The organism is Priestia sp. AB, assembly GCF_028369225.1.
Classification (GTDB): Bacteria; Bacillota; Bacilli; order Bacillales; family Bacillaceae_H; genus Priestia; species Priestia megaterium.
Window position 1 is genome coordinate 14,953 of the sequence record NZ_JAQMYN010000014.1, and the last position, 18,712, is coordinate 33,664.

15 protein-coding genes and 1 pseudogene are annotated in these 18,712 nt (G+C 34.0%); 7 read left to right on the plus strand and 9 right to left on the minus strand.

Translation table 11 applies throughout. From position 1 onward, the window contains the following. Positions 1-3: 3 nt before the first annotated feature. From POF52_RS26180 to POF52_RS26190, 3 genes are all read right to left on the minus strand, one after another. Positions 4-594 (minus strand): sensor domain-containing protein, encoded by a 591-nt coding sequence (locus POF52_RS26180; RefSeq protein ID WP_271996342.1) that lies wholly within the window; start codon positions 592-594, stop codon positions 4-6. A gap of 441 nt (positions 595-1,035) precedes the next feature. After that, on the minus strand, positions 1,036-2,367 hold the full coding sequence (locus POF52_RS26185; RefSeq protein ID WP_271996344.1) for an erythromycin esterase family protein: 1,332 nt from the start codon (positions 2,365-2,367) through the stop codon (positions 1,036-1,038). Positions 2,368-2,611: 244 nt separating this feature from the next. Then, positions 2,612-3,769 carry a serine hydrolase domain-containing protein gene (locus POF52_RS26190; RefSeq protein ID WP_271996347.1) on the minus strand — a complete coding sequence of 386 codons (1,158 nt, stop codon included), beginning with the start codon at positions 3,767-3,769 and terminating at the stop codon, positions 2,612-2,614. Positions 3,770-4,343: 574 nt separating this feature from the next. Between POF52_RS26190 and POF52_RS26195 the strand changes: the two genes are divergently transcribed. Further along, positions 4,344-6,365, plus strand: a complete 2,022-nt coding sequence (locus POF52_RS26195) for a beta-lactamase family protein (protein ID WP_271996349.1) — start codon at positions 4,344-4,346, stop codon at positions 6,363-6,365. Further along, a pseudogene (locus POF52_RS26200) lies at positions 6,359-6,781 on the plus strand (MFS transporter); the annotation flags it as partial. The gene POF52_RS26195 and the pseudogene POF52_RS26200, both read left to right, overlap by 7 nt. Before the next feature lie 271 nt (positions 6,782-7,052). On the opposite strand, the gene POF52_RS26205 reads toward POF52_RS26200, so the two are convergent. Then, on the minus strand, positions 7,053-8,039 hold the full coding sequence (locus POF52_RS26205) for a DUF3231 family protein (RefSeq protein ID WP_271996352.1): 987 nt from the start codon (positions 8,037-8,039) through the stop codon (positions 7,053-7,055). 167 nt (positions 8,040-8,206) lie between these two features. Next, on the minus strand, positions 8,207-9,208 hold the full coding sequence (locus tag POF52_RS26210; protein ID WP_271996354.1) for a DUF3231 family protein: 1,002 nt from the start codon (positions 9,206-9,208) through the stop codon (positions 8,207-8,209). Between the two features lie 1,378 nt (positions 9,209-10,586). On the opposite strand from POF52_RS26210, the gene POF52_RS26215 reads away from it, so the two are divergent. Then, positions 10,587-10,985, plus strand: coding sequence for a hypothetical protein (locus POF52_RS26215; protein WP_271996355.1), 399 nt, complete (start codon positions 10,587-10,589; stop codon positions 10,983-10,985). Between the two features lie 219 nt (positions 10,986-11,204). Here the strand turns inward: POF52_RS26215 and POF52_RS26220 are convergent, their stop codons facing one another. Then, the gene (locus tag POF52_RS26220; protein ID WP_271996357.1) at positions 11,205-11,642 is read right to left on the minus strand and encodes a GNAT family N-acetyltransferase; all 438 of its coding nucleotides are present in this window, start codon (positions 11,640-11,642) and stop codon (positions 11,205-11,207) included. A gap of 200 nt (positions 11,643-11,842) precedes the next feature. Between POF52_RS26220 and POF52_RS26225 the strand changes: the two genes are divergently transcribed. The 3 genes from POF52_RS26225 (at position 11,843) to POF52_RS26235 (ending at position 15,141) form a co-directional block, all read left to right on the plus strand. After that, on the plus strand, positions 11,843-13,447 hold the full coding sequence (locus POF52_RS26225) for a putative polysaccharide biosynthesis protein (protein ID WP_271996359.1): 1,605 nt from the start codon (positions 11,843-11,845) through the stop codon (positions 13,445-13,447). Positions 13,448-13,473: 26 nt separating this feature from the next. Next, positions 13,474-13,863 (plus strand): hypothetical protein, encoded by a 390-nt coding sequence (locus POF52_RS26230; RefSeq protein WP_271996362.1) that lies wholly within the window; start codon positions 13,474-13,476, stop codon positions 13,861-13,863. A gap of 999 nt (positions 13,864-14,862) precedes the next feature. Then, positions 14,863-15,141 (plus strand): HU family DNA-binding protein, encoded by a 279-nt coding sequence (locus POF52_RS26235; protein WP_193426227.1) that lies wholly within the window; start codon positions 14,863-14,865, stop codon positions 15,139-15,141. A 211-nt stretch (positions 15,142-15,352) separates the two neighbouring features. On the opposite strand, the gene POF52_RS26240 is transcribed toward POF52_RS26235, so the two are convergent. The 3 genes from POF52_RS26240 to POF52_RS26250 all read right to left on the minus strand — a co-directional run bounded on the left by POF52_RS26240 (position 15,353) and on the right by POF52_RS26250 (position 16,815). Then, on the minus strand, positions 15,353-15,625 hold the full coding sequence (locus POF52_RS26240) for a stage V sporulation protein S (protein ID WP_116078971.1): 273 nt from the start codon (positions 15,623-15,625) through the stop codon (positions 15,353-15,355). 167 nt (positions 15,626-15,792) lie between these two features. Next, positions 15,793-16,056, minus strand: coding sequence for a hypothetical protein (locus POF52_RS26245; protein WP_271996367.1), 264 nt, complete (start codon positions 16,054-16,056; stop codon positions 15,793-15,795). 621 nt (positions 16,057-16,677) lie between these two features. Next, a complete protein-coding gene (locus tag POF52_RS26250) occupies positions 16,678-16,815 on the minus strand; it encodes a hypothetical protein (RefSeq protein ID WP_192998789.1) in 138 nt (45 codons plus the stop codon). 759 nt (positions 16,816-17,574) lie between these two features. On the opposite strand from POF52_RS26250, the gene POF52_RS26255 reads away from it, so the two are divergent. Then, positions 17,575-18,627, plus strand: a complete 1,053-nt coding sequence (locus POF52_RS26255) for a fatty acid desaturase (RefSeq protein ID WP_271996370.1) — start codon at positions 17,575-17,577, stop codon at positions 18,625-18,627. The last annotated feature ends 85 nt before the right edge of the window (positions 18,628-18,712 follow it).

Sequence of the window (18,712 nt, forward strand, 5' to 3'; positions counted from 1 at the left end):
TTATCACTCCTTTATAGCTTTAAACATGGAACGCGTGTACATTCCAATAATTCGAACTAAGCAGTTTCCAATAAGATTATGTATCCAAATGAGAATGAAACCAACAATCATGACAAAAATTGCCTTCTCCCATGAATTCACAGCAATGCCCAATAAGTATATATTAAAACATCGAAAAAGTAAGGAGGTAACGATACATACTAGCGGCATTACATACAGTAAAACAGCACATATAAGACTCATTATTCCGACAAAAAATTTCTGCATGAGCCAAAAAATAGCTCTCCAGTTGCTATTATTAAGGATTGTATCTCTCGCTTTAATCCATCTATCTCCCTCCTCTTTTATTCTTGGTTCGAATAAATCTATCGATATATCTGTATAAACCTTCGTCTGAATACGTTCATACTGAATAAACGTATGTGTTGTTTGTAGCACCCATCCCAACAAGGGAATACCCAAAAAGATAATCGTCATTACTAATGCCAATGTAATGCTGACCAGATAGAAACAAAAGTAAAAGAATCCGGATACAAAGGTAAATAACAAGAAATAAAAATCTTGCAAAGTTTTTTGAGCTGATGTTTTCGTCATTAAAATCTCTCCTCCACATTCATTGCTAATGCGTTAAAAGCTACTTTTTGATTCTAAGTATTTTTCTGTCACATATGGTAGTGTCAAAGTGTCATGGTTTGTATGACATAACTATCAATACAGCCTTAGCCCACTCAACTTTTGTTATCGGTTATAAATATGACAAAAAGTTCACTATCGACTATGACTCGCTGCTTGCTACACTCTGTCCATACGCTAACGAGCCACTAACTCGTTGTGCTAAAAATGAGATTGTGTTCCCAATCTTATCTTTTTTCTTTGCAGATTTTTTGATATAAAGAAGGAATCCTTATAATAAGGATTCCTGAAAGAAACGAAGTGTCATAATCAATTCCTTGATTTCGTGCATCATACTTATAAATTCCTTAGTCCCTCATTTTATTTACTAAATAATACATAGTATTATATTTTAAGAGATTCTTATTGATGTAGTTGAGATGGACTCACTTTTTGAATTTGAACAAGTATATCAAACGCTTTACCTAATGGTATATCAACAGTTTTTGGTATATCAGGGCCTTCTTTAGTTATTCCAGCGAAAATTGGATGTTGTTCGTTTAACCAAGTTTTTGCCACTCCGTTCGCCTTACGTAAATCAATAAAAAATTGATCTTTTTTGACCTGTCCCAAAATGTAGTTATAACTATTTAGATCATCTAATTTTAATGTTCCAAATGGACCAAATTCACCGTTGCTATTATAGACATTATATTGTCCTCCGTAAACTGATGTTCCAACAGATACATACCGTTTCCCATAATATTCTGCTAAATGCTGCCCAGCTACTTTAGGGTATATAAAAGGAAGCATATTTGTTTTTGAAATGTGTCCATTATGTCCCCAAACTATGGTTTTCCCTAAATGTTCTTCAGTCCACTTCGCATTTTCATACATTGCAATATCATGTTTTAAAAAAAGATCCGATGGTTTATCAGGGGGTGATGCTAACATTGTAGTAAACTGTTCAATAATACGAGCATTTTGTTTTATCCATGCGAACTCTTTGGATTTCCCGTTTAGAGAACTTTTATTTTGTTCTAATAAAGCACTAATTTGTTTAGCATCTGAAACATACTTTTCTTTTTCCTCTTGCGTAAGGCTCTCAAAAGTATTCATATCCTTTGTTACAGGAATCAGACCTTTTATCTTCTCTTCTACTCTAGGCACAAGATCCGAATTATTTTTCTTTATATATTCTATTATATTATTATAAACATTCTCATTTACTGATTGAATATCCATCCCGATGACACGCACTTTAGATTTATGTTTTGGATTAGCATTATATTGTCGAATCCAACTAAATAGATCCAACATTTCTTTCGTGTTAAATGTAGGTGATAGATGTTGGCTTGGGTTTCCCTTACCGGTAAGAACATATCGATCAAGTTCCAAAGCTCTGTCCCATCCCTCTTCTAAAACTAAGTTGACAAAGCCCTTTTCAGATACTAAATAATTAACAATACGGTGTTTCATTGTAAAAACCTCATGAGCCCCATGCGTAGCTTCACCTAAACCTACAATTGAAGCTGAACCTACCATATTCTTAAGTGGTTTTAAATCATTAAGGGATGCGGTTGGATTAGTTGTTTTTAAAGGCTTTGCATTTGCTTCTAACCATTTCACTATTTGATTTGTATTGTAGGGAGCTGTAACAGAAGCTTCTGTTTTCGAATCTGCATAAGTATTTCCTACAAAATTAGTCAGTGTTATAGCAGAAGTAACAATTGCAATAATCATTTTCTTTTTCATAAAAACCTCCTGAAATACTTCTTTATTAATTTTTGACATGCTCTAAGGACTTCCGTTTAAACCATTAGCTCTCTTATTACTGTTAAGATAAATTTATTCTATTTCCTAATACTCACTTATTTCTTAATAGGTTCTTATGAACTTGCTCTATTCAATTTTTTTAGAGTAAGTTGTTTTTTGAACCAGAAAGGCATATTTTAAACTATAAAAACTATGACAAAACTTATCCGGTTTTCCTTTTTGCCTACTTGCTAAATTCAGCAAGTAAAATATTTTTAAACGGATCAGGACTATCGGCTTTAAAACTGTTCAAATTGACGGCCAATGTATGCTTGCCTCCAAGTGTGCCTCCAGCAAAGGTGGTAAACCCTAGAACGATACCTCTATGTCCCCATATCGAGACACCGTTTGGAAGCTTAGTTTCATAGATTCCAAGACCATATCCGGTTCCTTCTCTTCCTGTAGGAACTGTAGTAAGCATTTGTTTTAGTTGCTGTTCCTTCAATAATTGACCACTGAGTAAGTAAGAGAAGAATTTGTTTAAATCGTCAGCAGTAGAAATCATATCTCCATCCGAGCTACCTGGGTTAATATAAGTAACGTCTTCTAGCTCACTTGCTCCGTCTAGTTGGAAATAGCCACGGGCATGCTTGGTGCTTGGAATCACGCTTGAATTGCCAGGTAGGAATGTATTTGACAAATCAAGTGGTTCAATAATTCTATTTTCAACCTCCTCCGCATAGCTGTTTCCAGTTACTTTTTCAATAAGCATCCCCAGTACTACGTATCCTGTGTTTGAATAAGACCACCCCTTTCCTGGGGGAAAGTCTGGAGGAAGGGAAATCCCCATCTTTACGAATTCATCAGCTGTATACGATTTTTTTGTATCCATAATATCGAAGTCTTTTGAATTTACATAGTCAGCGATACCACTTGTATGATTCAATATCTGCCGGATAGTAATCTGGTTACCATCATATCCGTTTCCTTGAATGACACCAGGTAACCATTTTTCAATGGAGTCGTCTAGATTCAAGCGGTTCTCTCCAGCTAATTGAAGTAGAACTGTTGCAATGAATGTCTTCGTCACACTGCCAATGCGAAAGCGAAAATCTGTTTTCATCGGTTTCTTGGTTCTCAGATCTGCTATCCCAGCAGCATAACTCCACGTTTTTCCACCCTTATGAATTTTAGCAAGTATCCCAGGGTATCCAAGTTGTAGCGTATCCCGCATTGCTTGCTTGACAGCAGTACGATCTCGTTGAGTACTTGTTTGTAACGAACTAGATACACTTTTAGGAGGCCCTGCTTTTACAATTGAGGTTGGCGTTGTGTATAACAGGGAACTTCCAGCTATTAAAAGGGCAAGACTTGCAAATGTAATTTGGCTACGTGTTTTCATAAGGTATTCCTCATCTCTATTTATCTTGTATAGTTAGTTGCTTGCTGTTTCGTATTAACCACACAGCTATTATCTCCACCAATGACAAAAGGTCAAAATTGAATTCGTAATCATATTCATAATTATTATTTTTACAATCGCCGTTCTGTCCTAAGTAAATCCCTCTTTTTCCATATACATGTTAACCCTAGAAATTACTTCCTTTCCTTAGAACACTCTTGTTACTGGTTTGTTTTTCATAAATAGGTCATACCTGTTTCCCCTTTCAAGCCTCTTTATATTTTTAACATACACAATGTAGATCTCCCTTCCTCATTTATTGTTAATGTGTTAAAAACTGCTCCTTGATTCTAAGTGTTTTTCTGTCACATACGGTAGTGTCAAAATGTCATGATTTTTATGACATAACTATCAATACAGCCTTATCCGTTCACCTTTTGTTGTTCTTTATAAATATGACAAAAGTTCACTATCGACTATGACTCGCTGCCTGCTACACTCTGTTCATACGCTAACGAGCAGCTAACTCGTTGTGGTAACAAAAAATTCCAACCAAATAAAGGAGCGTACAAAAATGAAACAAGCAATTAACAAACTGGGGATCGTTGCAATTCTTCTTTCTTCTTCAAACATGATTTCTGCGTGTTCCCAACAATCGTTAGAAGCAGGAAAATCAAAACCATCGGCATCCACGACTAATATCCAAATGACGAAAGGACCTAATAATAAAAAAGAAATAGAATCTTTTGCTGATCCGTTATTTGAAGAAAAAATGAAGAAGTACAATGTGAACGGTTCTAGTTTTGTCGCCGTTCATGATGGAAAGGTCGTTGTCAATAAAGGGTATGGATATGCCGATAAAGAAAAGAAAATCCCCGTCACTAAGGACACGGTCTTTCAAATCGGTTCAGTCACGAAAACTTTTACTGCTTTAGCTGTGATGCAGCAAGTCGATAAAGGAAAGCTTAAACTAGATCAAGACGTACAGAAATATTTTGGTGGATTACAAATGCCTAATCAAACTGGGAAACCTCTTACCCTGTTTGATATGCTCACTTATACCAGCGGGGTAGATTTTCCCGATCTCACAAACATAACTGGACCTGAATATATTAATAATAGTATACCGATGAAAGAATTTTTCTCTAAACATATGCCAACTGTGGTACGGCCACCAGGAGAAGTTTATACGTATGACAACGTCGGATTTGCGCTCGCAGGGTTTGCAGTGGAGAATGTTACTAACACCCCTTTCTCGAAATATATGGAAAAGAATATTTTCAAACCATTAGATATGAAATCTACAAGCATGAGCTTTACGCCTGATCTTCTCGAAAAACTAGCTACACCTTATGGTCCCACTGGCGATCCGATTCCAACAAGTGGAAGCGGTTTAAGGGATACACCACAAGGAGGTATTTTATCTACTGCGGAAGACATGTCAAAATACATGATTATGCAACTACAGAAAGGAAAGTTTAAAGACAAGGAAATTGTAAGTAAAAAAAGCATGGATATGATGCATGCCTATCAAGTTTTTGATGATAAGACGATTCCTGTTGCGACAATTGGATTTGAAACGCCTTTTAATGAATTTGCTAACGGTCAACACGTTGTAATAAAAGGGGGGAGCATGCCTGGACATCAATCGTTGCTGATTTTAGTGCCTGAACAAAAAACAGCATTCTTCATGTCTTACAATAATGATTCAATGATGAGTGTAGACATATATGAAGCTCTCATGGATCACTATTTCCCTGCTAAGAAGAATGAAGGAAAAACAAGTTATCTCCCGTTAGAGGAAAAAGAAGCTCATAAATACTTGGGCCTATTCCAAAATACGCGTTTCGCTGCACTTCGCACTCATTTTACTTATGAAAATGGGAACTTGGTCATGGAGGGTGGAACTGGAAAACAAGTTCTCAAAATGATTCATCCGTTGTTATTTGAAGATTCGGAAGGCAGCAAAGTTGCTTTCAAAAAGAATTCAGCTGGAGAAATCGCATATTTTCACTACAACTCTCCTAAAAGCCTTGATTTTGTAGCAGATGCCCAGAGAATTAACAACAAACCACCTTTTGATGATGTTCCACAAAAGAGTAACTATAGAAGTCACATTAATAATCTTCATGCTCTAAATATTATGGGTGCTAAAACAGGTAATCTATTCAATCCGATGGACATCATGACACAAGGAGAGTTTGCGGATACGTTGTTACTTGCTTATGGATGGAACGGTTTTCCAGACGACTCCAAGGAGGCAAGGGAAAAAGTTATGAAAGGAATTCCAGGGTATGACCGTGCTACTCCGATTACCCGACAGGTCGCAGCAACCATGATTCAAAACTTAAAGCAAATTCATGACATGAAACCGATTCAACCTGACAAAGCTATTAAAGTTAAATTACTTGATGCTGCGGATGACTGGGCAATTCAATCGATTCAGGCACTTGCCTCCCAAGGAATTCTAGACCCTGATACTTCCATCAATGCTGACGGATCCTTTATGTTCCGTCCGAAAGATCTGTTACTGCGTCAAGAAGCAAGTGCCTTGCTGGATTTAGCTTTTAACTATTATGCACTGCCGAAGTCTTAGTCAGTATTGCTGGAGCAGGAGTATTAGCAGGTTCTTTATCCAATGCAATAATTATTGAAAAAACACCTACTTCATGGCTTATTGGTATGGGCTCCTTAATAGCTGCAGTAGGTTATATGGTTTTTACATCTTCTAATACCTTTTTTATAGTAGCTGTAGGAGTTTTTGTTGCGTCATTTGCTACTGCTTTTGCTAACACTGGTTTTTACACGTTTTATCAAAACAATATACCTGTTGATATGATGGGGAGAGTTGTAAGTATTTACGGGTTTATTGAGGCTTTTTTAATTATTGTCGTTACTGCAATCTATGGTATTTCTTCTGAGCTTGTATCTATACGATCTGTTGTAGTTTCAGGGGCATTTATAATGTTTTTGGTATCTATTGTACTATTTATCAGCAGTGTTCAATCATAAAAAGCTAAATTCTATTCTAATTCATTCGAACTTAAAGATTCATTTCAATAAATTTATTGTTTACTATATAAGAGTAGATAATATCGAATTGGAAATCCTTTTTTTATTTCCGATAACTGTGATTATGTTAACTAAAGGTGTATAATATACAGGTTAAAAACAGAAAAAAGCTACTGTCCTCAGCAGTAGCTTTTTCTGTTCTCGTAAGGAAACGGGAGAATTAGCATGATGATGCTTCCCGGACCGCCTACCATTGAAAATTGTGTAGTCCCTAATTTGAAGATAAATCTTCTCTATCCGCAGCTTCGGGTGGTGTTTCCATCCATCCATTTTCTATCATAATATCGGCTGCATCATTAACAAATCCTGATATATCCTTTAAAAAGTTAGCATACATTAGCGCTAAATCGCGTCTTCCGTTTACAGCTACTGAATTCCCAAAATTTCTTACTCTCATCGAAAACATATCCATTTTATGAAATACCATTAATTTATCGGAAAAAGGAGAAGATGTTGAAGTTGTTACTAAATGATCAATTAATTCCGGGGAAGGCAAGTTATCATTATGAAGTTTTTTTATATAACCTTCAATCGCTTTATAAGTAAGTTCTTCTCCTTTTATAAATAACTCTCGAATCTTTTTCGTTTTTGTAACCTGACTAAACGCCATTACTAAGGCTTTGCTTGCCACGTTGGTCTCTAGATTATCGTATAAATGGGCAATTTCTAATGCATGTAAAGGTCGCACATCTCCAATAAAACCTTTTAAATAATTTTTGTGTGTTATATTTACTTTTTGTGGTATCGGAATAATAGGCGACTTAATAACCCACCCTTTATTTATTGACATATCCTTGATATGTTCCCCCAATTTTATAGTTGATTCCATACAATAAAGAGAAAATTTCCTTATATCCTCTCTATACATTAACGGTATTCCTACACTGTAAAGACTAAGCCCTACTTTAGTTACATATTTCAAATAATGTATATAGAACTCATCTTCAAATAATCTTGGAGCCTCAAGGTTAACATCGTCTTTTGTAAAACCATGTGGAATAGGAATGTTCTCTTTTATGAAAGTATCTTTTATAGTACTCTGAAATTCTTTACTCAAGTTTAATGCATTTTCTAATAGCTTCTTTATATCTTGGTCTTCAACATGTTGGAGAAAATAACTTAGAATACATGTAGCCATGCTATTGCCCATATATGTAGCCCAAAGTTTACCTATTTCCGCAGAATTTAATTTTTCCATATAAAATCTCCTAAACCGATTTTTTCTTAGATTTACCATTAAAAGAATATACATTCTTCTAATCCCTAAACTATAGTATTTCCAGAAAAAATTATTTAAATAAATCTCAACCTGTTCATTGGTAAAGTATGATACTCGATTAACTTCTTGATATCTTTTTCTAAACTTTAATTATTAGGCAATTCCTTTCGATCATTTGCTTGAGGGGGTTTCTCTATCCATCCTCTTTCAATCATAATGTTTCCCCAACTTGTAGTAAGTTTTAAATCCCTTAGAATAGATGTTTCACAATGTGTTATTACATCTACCCTCATACTTGCAGCCATAGCATTGGAGTAATATACCATTGCTAAATTAAACATAAACCCGGCATGAAATAACATTAATTTATCTGAGAAAGGAGCTACTTTCGAATTTGTAACTTGGGTGTCTAATAACCCTGGAGAATGAAGGTTGTCTTCATGTAATATCGAAGAAAAAATACCAATATGTTTGTTGCACAAATTTAAAGCATCACCCATAAATTTATATGCTTTTTTATCCTTAGTTACTTGCTGAAAACCAAGAATAATCCCCTTTGCTGCAATACTCTTTCTCAAATTAAAGTATATATTTGAAGCCTCCATCGTATTTAAAGGCCTTTTCTTCCCTAATATATCCATCGCATACCCTAAGTCCGTAATGAATTCACTATTTTGTGGCGTAGAATAATAAGGATCTCTTTCATAAATTCCTTTAGATAAGAGAATATCAATTGATTTATTATAAACGTCCATCGCATCAATATTACATTGATAGTAATGATCCCGTATATCTTTTCGAACTGAGCCACTAAACGACATACCATGTCCTGATAATCCATGAATTGTCATATCATGTATGTACTGTAGCCAAAAGGAATCTGTAAATAAAGAAGGAGCTTGCAGGTTTACATCTTTATCCGTGAAGCCATTTGGTAGAGGGAAATTCTCGTTATTTAAAATCTTCGTTAACACTTTAAGATGCTTTTCAGATAATCTTAAACAAAATTCGAAAAGGGATCGAATTTCGGAGTCTTTAACGGTTGCTAATACGTATTTGCTAATACAAATCGCCATTGTTTCCCGAATATATTGTACCCACAGGCTTGTAATTTCTGAGGAAGTTAATCTACTGTCGTTTCTGCTCAAATTCGTTACCTCCGATAAGATATAAATGCTACACAATAGATTATCCTAATATTTTACACTTATGCATTATGGTAACAAAGCGCATTCATAGTAAAGACCACACACTATTGAACTCCCTCGATTGCTAGACATACAAGTCTAATGAATATCTAAGAAGCACACGTAAAAAATAAATAAGGTAAAATCCTTTTATTTAAAAAGATTTTACTACCGATAACGCACATTATGGTGCGACAAGAAGTCGCTTTCTTACAGTGTAGCTAACGCTACTCATCTAGACGCGAAGATGATCTCCATCCGAAACGGCATTCTTGGTAACGAGTCTGTCGGTTGCATGAGGAAATGCGGAAACAGAGGACAAATGCATGGTCCAGAATACTGCTAGGAGAAGATAGGCATGGTAAACGAAAGTGAAGGTTTGTAAGCTTCGTCAGCGTTAGCTTAAGATAATGCATAAGTTTCACTTAGGTTTTGGTAAGAGGAAAAGTAGAATCATAATGCTACTCTGATGCGTCCCGCATCTTACCCGGAGTAAAGAACCTACCTACCCCTATTGTATCTGTGGAAAGTGGAACTTGGTAAGCCCTATGTCATCTGTGTAAACAGTAGGATGACTGCAAAGTCAAACGATGTGGAAAAGGGTATGGGATATGAGAAAAAGCGAAAGCCGTTATCTCGAAAGAGAACAGGAACACTGTATAACTCGATGGATACTATCGTCCTTACGGACAAACCTATGATAGTCCCGAAAGGGAGCTAACTTCTCGTTGGTCTCTCGTAGGAACATAAGGTTGTGGCTATCTTCTGACGAAAGAAACGTACTGTTATGTATACCTCCATTTGGAGCGTCGGCGTACGTTTTACTTACCGATATGGTGTGTGATGAGGATACGACAGCAAATGGACCTGCAATGGGAGGCTTGAGCCGTATGAGTTGAAAGGATCACGTACGGTTCTTAGGGGAGTTAGGGGCAGTGATGCCCCTCGCTTACCCGACTTAACTAAGAATGTGTATCATATACATCTAAAAAGAAAAACCCACCTGATTTGTCCGAGGTGGGCTTTTCTTTTAGCTAAATATTAAGGGTGTAATTGCTTGTTACTTACATATCATTTAATATTTTTGTAGATATTTATTATAACCTATCAAATCATTTTGAGAAAGCAGAAAATGAAAACGGTTACTTAATATTAAAACTAAAAGGTGTCTTTTCTATTTCATACCGATAAAGTACATTATGGTAACTAACTTTGTATAACTTATACAAGATTAAATATAGAGTGTAAATGGAAATATAATTGGTTAATAAATTACTTTTATGTAAAATAAAAGATATAATGGTATAGTTGAAAATAATGATCACATAGAGGGAAAGGATTGGTTAAAATTAACGTTAAAAAACATTTATTAATTTGTACGTGTATTTTGGGTCTGTCTACAGCAGGAGCTCTTATTCAAAGTACTATTCACTCATCGTCTACTGAATCAAATTTAGCTTTGAATAAAGCTGTTGAACTTCATATAACAGCTGAGCAACAAAAGCAAGCAGAATTAAATAGTGTTGGAGCAAGTCTCTTGAAAAGTAGTGAAAACTTACAACCAGAGAATGAAGCTGTTGAACTTCATATAACGGCAGACCAACAAAAACAAGCAGAATTAAATAGTGTTAGAGCAAGTATGTTTAAAAATAGTGAAAATCTGCAACCAGAGAATAAAGACGTCAAAATTCATGTAACAGCTGAAGAGCAACAGAATGTTGAGCAAATAGGAAGTTAAACAAAGAAAGGTTTAAAGTTGCTTTATTACCGAAATAATCCCTTTGAGATTTTATTCCACAGGGATTATTTTTATATTTTTTATTGGATCTATTGGTGCATGCCTCGGAAGCTAATTAAGAAGTTTAAAGCTGAATATTCGCCTTTAATTTATAACATATAAGAAACCCTGTTTCATTTCTAAGAAAATAAACAGGATTTCTGAGTAAGAATATAGTCATTAAACAATGGGGATGTATTTCTTAAAACCTTTACTAATCGTTCCATCGTAACCATTGTTAGTGAAAAATTTATGTGCTTCTGTTCTGGTCACGCTACTTAATAAGACAATTCGTGTGGAGTCCCTTACAATTGATACTTTTTCGACATGTTTTAATAACTTCTTGCCTATCCCTTCCCCTCTGTAACCTTCACCTACAATTACATATTCTACAATTGTATAAGGTCTAAACTCATATCCCGGATCAAGACAAAAAGTTATAAATATACTCCCTTTAATAACATGATCTTCCTCATACACAAATAAGAAATTATTAGAGTCATTTCTTACTTGTTCAATCCTTTCTGGTAAAACCTTGAGATTTTTACTATGAGGTGCTAATTTTTTATATAGATTCTCAATTACACTACTGTCTTTTGGTTCAGCTTCACGAATCATGTAATTACCTATCTTTCTATTATTAATTTATCTTGATCCTACATTACTATAAAATTCCTTATTATGTAAAGATGCTAATAAATTACATTATGTCGAACTTAGGTATACGTTTGGGTTTATTTTTAAAATAAAAATTTAAATATTTACTAATTTATGTAATAATTGTATGTGTTAATTTCGTAAATTAGGAGAATTTTTACATGGACACTAAATTTATTCGAGGTACGTTCTTTTTAACTGCTTCCACCCTCATTTCTAAGATATTAGGTTTTATCTACATCATTCCCTTTACGGCATTAGTAGGTAACACAGGCTATGCATTATATAAGTATGCCTATGGACCCTACACATTAATGTTAAGCATTTCTACTATGGGTCTCCCACTTGCTGTTTCCAAATTTGTATCAAAGTACAATGGAATGGGAAATTATCGTGCAGGACAAGATTTATTAAAGTTTGGACTTTATCTCATGATTTTTACAGGGATGTTATCCAGCATTATTCTATATTCACTTGCACCCTTTTTGGCAGAAATGGTCATAAGTAAACATGATTCAACAGGAAATAAACTAGAAGACGTTATATATGTGATCAGGTTAGTAAGTTTTGCTCTTCTAATTGTCCCTCCAATGAGTCTCTTGAGAGGATACTTTCAAGGAAATCAATCTATGGGACCATCTGCTCTAAGTACGATTTTAGAACAAGTTGTGAGAGTAATTTTTATTGTTCTGGGTGCTTATATTGTTATCAAATTTGGTCATAGTGTGACAGAAGCTGTAGGCATTGGTACGTTTGGAGCATTTGTGGGTGCCATAGCTGGTCTAGGTTTTCTAACAATCATTTATCGTAAGCGCCGCAGCTTAATTAACAAGCAATTGATAGAAAGTGACTTTAATCAAAAAATCAAGCCTTTACCAATGTTTAAAGAGTTAATTAGCTATGCTATCCCCTTTGTCCTTGTTGGATTAGCGATACCTATTTATCAAAACATTGATACATTTACGATCAACGTATTATTCCAATCTATAGGGTACAAACAAGATCAAGCTGAGAATATTAATTCAGTAATTGGTCTGGCTCAGATATTAGTTATGGTCCCTGTATCTCTAGCCACTGCATTTGGGATGTCTTTGCTTCCAGGTATTACTTCTTCTTACGTAAAAGGCAATTTAAAAGAAGTTAAAGAAAAGATGAATAAAACATTTCAAATCTTAATGTTCTTTACGTTACCTGCAGCCATTGGTCTATGTTTACTAGGAAAGCCTATTTATATCATGATCTTTGGTATGAAAAATAGTCCGGTTTTAGGTGGCCTTATCCTCCAATGGTACGCTCCAATGGCTATCTTATTTGCTTTATTTACAGTAACTGCTTCTATTCTTCAAGGTATTAACCAACAGAAAAAAGTGATTATAGGTATGTTTTTAGGAATTGTTATTAAACTTATTTTAAACTTTATTTTGCTTACTAACTTTAAAGAAATTGGCCCCGTTCTTGCTACATACGGAGGGTACATGGTTTCGGTTTTATATAATTTCTACCTCATAAGAAAAGCGATTAACTACAAGCTATTCCCTTTAGTAAGAGCATTTGCTTTACCTGTCTCATTGGTCATCGTGATGTCAATAGTCGTATTAATAGCAAATTATCTTGTAACGACTTATTTAGCAACAAAACTTAGTATGTATCATCTAGCTATTACTACGTCTCTATTCTGTGTCTTTGTGGGGGGGATTGTATATATAGGAATGAGTTTGAAAACAAAAATGTTAAGAGAGGTCTTGGTAAGAAGGAAAAATGCATAAACAAGCGTCTCTGAAAGGAAAGAATAATGAATAAAATAAAAAAGGTTTTGGTATTGTTTTTAGCTATTCTTATATCAACCATTATCGTACTCTCTGTTATTTTTATTAACTGGGAGCATATCTTTGGTGACACTAGACCTATAGCAAATGTTAAAGCGATGTACCAGTTAGAATTTAAAGATAAGGATATAGCTGAAACAACAGATGTTGATAATAATATTATGTATGTAGTACCTAAAGGACATTTAGATACGTACATCGAAATGATGAAAAAGAAAGGGTACACCTTAACAGAAAAAGACGATAAACATCACACCCTTTTATTAAAGAAAAGAAATAATTTTACAGAAATCTCTTATAAGAGTCTTACTTCAAGATATACCATAATAAGTAGTCCATTCCTAAAGGAAGTTTAAATTTTTATTACTAGAAGTTATGAAAAGTTACTACTTTTTATTTTCAGTAATTAACATTACATAATCTCACCATAAACTTACATATAACAAAAAAAGAAACCTTTGCCCATATTAGGCAGAGGTTTTTCAAATTTATTGGAATAGGGGGAATACGTTATTAGTCTGTCCAGATTTGTAGATTCATATACACATAACTTTAAAAATAAATAGTGGGGTCGATTCTTTTTTTAAAAAAATAACCTTATTTAAGTTATTTCATCACCTGAGTAAATATTAAAGTATTTTATATATTATTAATGTTTTATCATTTACTTCCTGTGACGACAAATTGTGAGTTTTTCTACAAAATAGGTAATAAGTAAACTACTTTTTAATAAAATACGTTAACTATTACTCAAATGTATAATATAAATTTAATTATCACTTAATACATAAGATTAATATAATATCTTCTTTACGCAAATAGATATTTTCTATTTATCCAGCATTTACTGTTTTTACTTTGACGTTTACTTGTATAAAAAGTTGTACCTTAAGATACACAAATAGAAATTTATCTTTTATTCTTTGCCTTAATCATTTTTAATAAAAATAATTTTCCGAATTAATTTGAACAAGTTAGTTAAAAAGGTTAAATTATTCATATTTATCTTATCTACTAAAAATTAAGCCGTACATAATAAAATAGAAGAAACTCGTCATAAAATAAGCGTGTATCTTAAATAGTAAGATACACGCTTATTTAACAAAGGTCGAGTCAGTTATTAATCTTTCCAGTTTTATAACTTGATATACATTATAGTGAGGGATTTTGCAGCGAATGACTCATTATCCAGCTTGAACGGAGTTCATTTCGCCACAACGCGAATCTCAGTATTTATCTTGATGATGACCCTTTAAACCATCAGAATAAGAGCTTATGTTTGAACATTTTCTAAAGACTATGATATGTTTTACATATACACACTGTATGTACAGTAAAAAATGAGGTATTTAAACATGAATAAAGCTGAATTAATCGATGCAGTTGCTACAAAATCCGACTTAACAAAGCAAGATTCGAAAAAAGCCGTAGATGCGTTGTTTGAAACGATTTCTAATACACTTGCAGAAGAAGAGAAAATTCAACTACTTGGCTTTGGCACATTTGAAGTACGTGAACGTGCTGAGCGCACAGGTCGCAACCCTCAAACAGGTGAGGAAATGACCATCCCAGCTTCAAAAGTTCCTGCATTTAAACCAGGAAAAGAATTAAAAGAAGCTATTAAATCACTATAGTTTTTGATTAATAAAATCACTATAAATTGAAAATTAATTATAGAGATGGAAACATCAACTCCAATTTTATTATGGTGTATATTCTCAAAAAAACTACCACAGAAGGTAGTTTTTTTTGCGTTTGAAAATGTATACTTTATGCTTTTTTAGTTTACATAACAGCAATTATCGGCAATAACATGCTAAAAAGTCCTTTTTATTTAACGAAAATCTATCGTTTTTTTCTTGGGCTTAAAATTAATGTGATTCCTGTTCGTTCTTCATTATCGATTGAAATATTTCTAAACCCAGGAACACAAACCAAATCAACACCACTGGGAGCTACGAATCCCCTTGCAATCGCAACGGCTTTAATCGCTTGATTTAAAGCGCCGGCTCCCATTACTTGAATTTCTACATTACCTCTTTCTCTAAACACTGCTGTAATTGCACCTGCAACTGAATTTGGATTTGATATTGATGATACTCTTAATATAGTATCCATATAAAGTGCTCCTCCTGTTATTTAATCGATTTATTTGATCATTGGAACGAATGTAGTTGACGTATCTTTAAATCATATTCATATCCCGATTAAACTGAACTATTAAATCGATTCCTAAATGGGTGCCTCAATTAAAGGATTTAAGACATACACCTCTTAACTTTTGTTTATTTCCCGACCATTCCCATGATAAATGGAGTAAGATCACTCAACTTTGTTTTATCGCTAAGAACCTTCAAAAAAACATTAGAGACATGTTCAGGTATAGGTGTTCGACTATCTATAGTTGCTGTCAAAAAATAATATAAAAAATCAAAATGATTTCCTCTTCTCATGGCATCACTCAAATAATGAGCATAAAGATTATTATTTAATAGCTTCCTCTTTACGACTGTTCCAAAATCATACAATTCATTAACAGCTGTATTCACAAGGTATTCCTCCTCCTAAAATTCAGACGGTTAAAAACCGGATAACACATAGTTACTATAAGCTGAACGGGAAAACTTTTTAACTGCGTATAGAAAAAACACTCTACTTTCTATAATGAAAATGCTACGTAATATTGCAAGCTGTTACATAAGCGTATTATATTAGAAAACGGGAACTTGTATGGATACGTGTAGAAGATAGTGGGGAAGAGAAAAATTATCCCTGCAGCAAAGGAATGTTAATCCAATGGGCAATTTAATTAGCTTGATTTGATGATTTTTGCACTAATACCATATTAAGATCACTAAAAAGAAATCATTGATAAACTAATAAGTAGACTTTCTCCTTACCAGCTTCAAAGAGAATTAGGAGGTTTTATTTTATATATATTCTTTTTTAAACTAAATTCCCCTGCTCTGTTTCTTCTAGTAAATCTTTAATCTATTTACATAAATTAATCCTCGAATTTAACATTTCGTTTTCTTTTGACATCAAATCAGCTTCTTATAAAAAGGTTTATAACAGCAATAAACGACCTATTCATCCGATTAGAATCATAAGGTCGCCTACATTATATTCATTTTCATTTTTTATCCTTCCGATTTGCTTTATTTATAAGTTTATTCTTTTATATTTTCACCTTCTAACTGTCTTAGGTTCTCATCGTGACATTGTTTAAATAAATAAGTAAGGTACGAATGTAGTTCAAATCGGTCCTCCTCAATAAAATCAGACCATATTTGTTTGTTTTCACTCATCATTCTTCTCCCTTTTTTATTTCACTTTTATATCTTTATGGCTCCCTAACTAGAAATCTCTTATACATACCAAGTGACCATTTATCATAAAAAACAGAGAAAATTCTTCACTAAGTTTAAATCAATAGTAAGCGTGTTAAGAAACCTGCTGTTTTTGTGTATATGAAATTTTTTATAAAATTGATATCTTGGGTATAATACCGGGTATATACGTGGTAGAGGGGGGATCGTTTGAGACTGAAGGATGGAGACTTTTATACAGATAGTAGAACCAACAAGGTATATAGATTAAATGAAGATGACAAGGGAAGCTGGTACCTGAGTACGCGTGATGATGGAGATAATCATAAAATGTCAAGAACTTCTGGGCGTAACATGATGAAATTGTTAAAGAGTTTTTATAGCAAAATGAACGACAGTTGAACATTCATAGCTCTGAAAAAACTACCTTCAATCCTAGTCATCATAGTAGAGGTGGTTTTTTGTTCGCATTATATTTTAAAAATAGTAGCTCAATACCTCTTGGAAAGGTACAGGTTTATGAGCACTTTTACATAGCTAGGACTGAAATAATGCTTTAATGAAACTGAATTTTTCCCACACCCTTTTCCTTTTATTAAGAAAATACATTCACACATGTATGACAGTTGTCATACTAGTTACTTGACGTTTATATCTTTTATTACCAGCTACTATGTTCTACTATAAATATAAAGAAGAGCTGTATATTAAACACGGTAAAGATTTAAGGAGGACAACATGAGCAAACAAAAAACGACTGAACTAAGAAAAAATGTAGCACCTTTTGAAAAACCCAATACGAAATCGAGTATAAAGCAATTAATAAACACATTCCTTCCGTTTTTACTACTTTGGTTTCTAGCTTATCAAAGTTTGTCCGTTTCTTATTGGATAACATTGCCATTAGCTATTGTTACAGCCGGGTTCGTCGTCCGAATCTTTATTATTTTCCATGATTGTTGTCATCAATCATTTTTCAAAAGCCGAAAAGCGAATAATATCCTTGGTACAATCAGTGGGGTTATCACCATGTTTCCGTATGAACAGTGGAAACGAAGCCACTCGATTCATCATGCTACGAGCAGCAACTTAGATAAACGAGGAACTGGTGATGTGTGGGTCATGACGGTTGATGAGTATGTTGCAGCTTCCTACTGGGGCCGGTTAGCTTACCGAGTTTACCGCAATCCAATTGTTATGTTTGGACTAGGTCCCATCTATCTTTTCTTCGTTTCTAACCGATTGAATCGAAAAGACGCAAAACGAAAGGAACGTTTGAACACATATTTAACCAATTTCTCAATTGTTGCAGTATATGCACTTTTATGTTGGGGTATTGGTTGGCAAGCTTTTCTGCTGGTTCAAGCTCCCATCCTTTTTGTAGCAGGATCACTTGGAATTTGGCTATTTTACGTACAGCATCAATTTGAAGATTCCTACTTTGAAAGAGAAGAAGAGTGGGATTACGTGAAGGCTGCGGTTGATGGTAGCTCCTATTACAAGCTTCCTAAAGTTTTACAATGGGTAACAGGTAATATTGGTTTCCATCATGTACATCATTTGGCTCCAAGAGTTCCCAACTATAATTTAGAAAAGGCGCATGAGTCTACGCCACCATTACAGAAAGCAACAACCATTACACTAAGCACAAGCTTGAAGTCTCTTCGTTTTCGACTTTTAGATCAAAAAAATAAACGTTTTGTAAGCTTCAAAGAAATTAAGCATCTACTAGACAATAAAAAATCGCGTGTGAATTTGAATAACAAAAGACCAAACCTCGATAAAAATTGAATATCCATACGATAAAATCATTCAATTTTAATAAAAAAATACCTGGATTAGCTGAACTATAACCCGAATAAGGGTCACTATATAA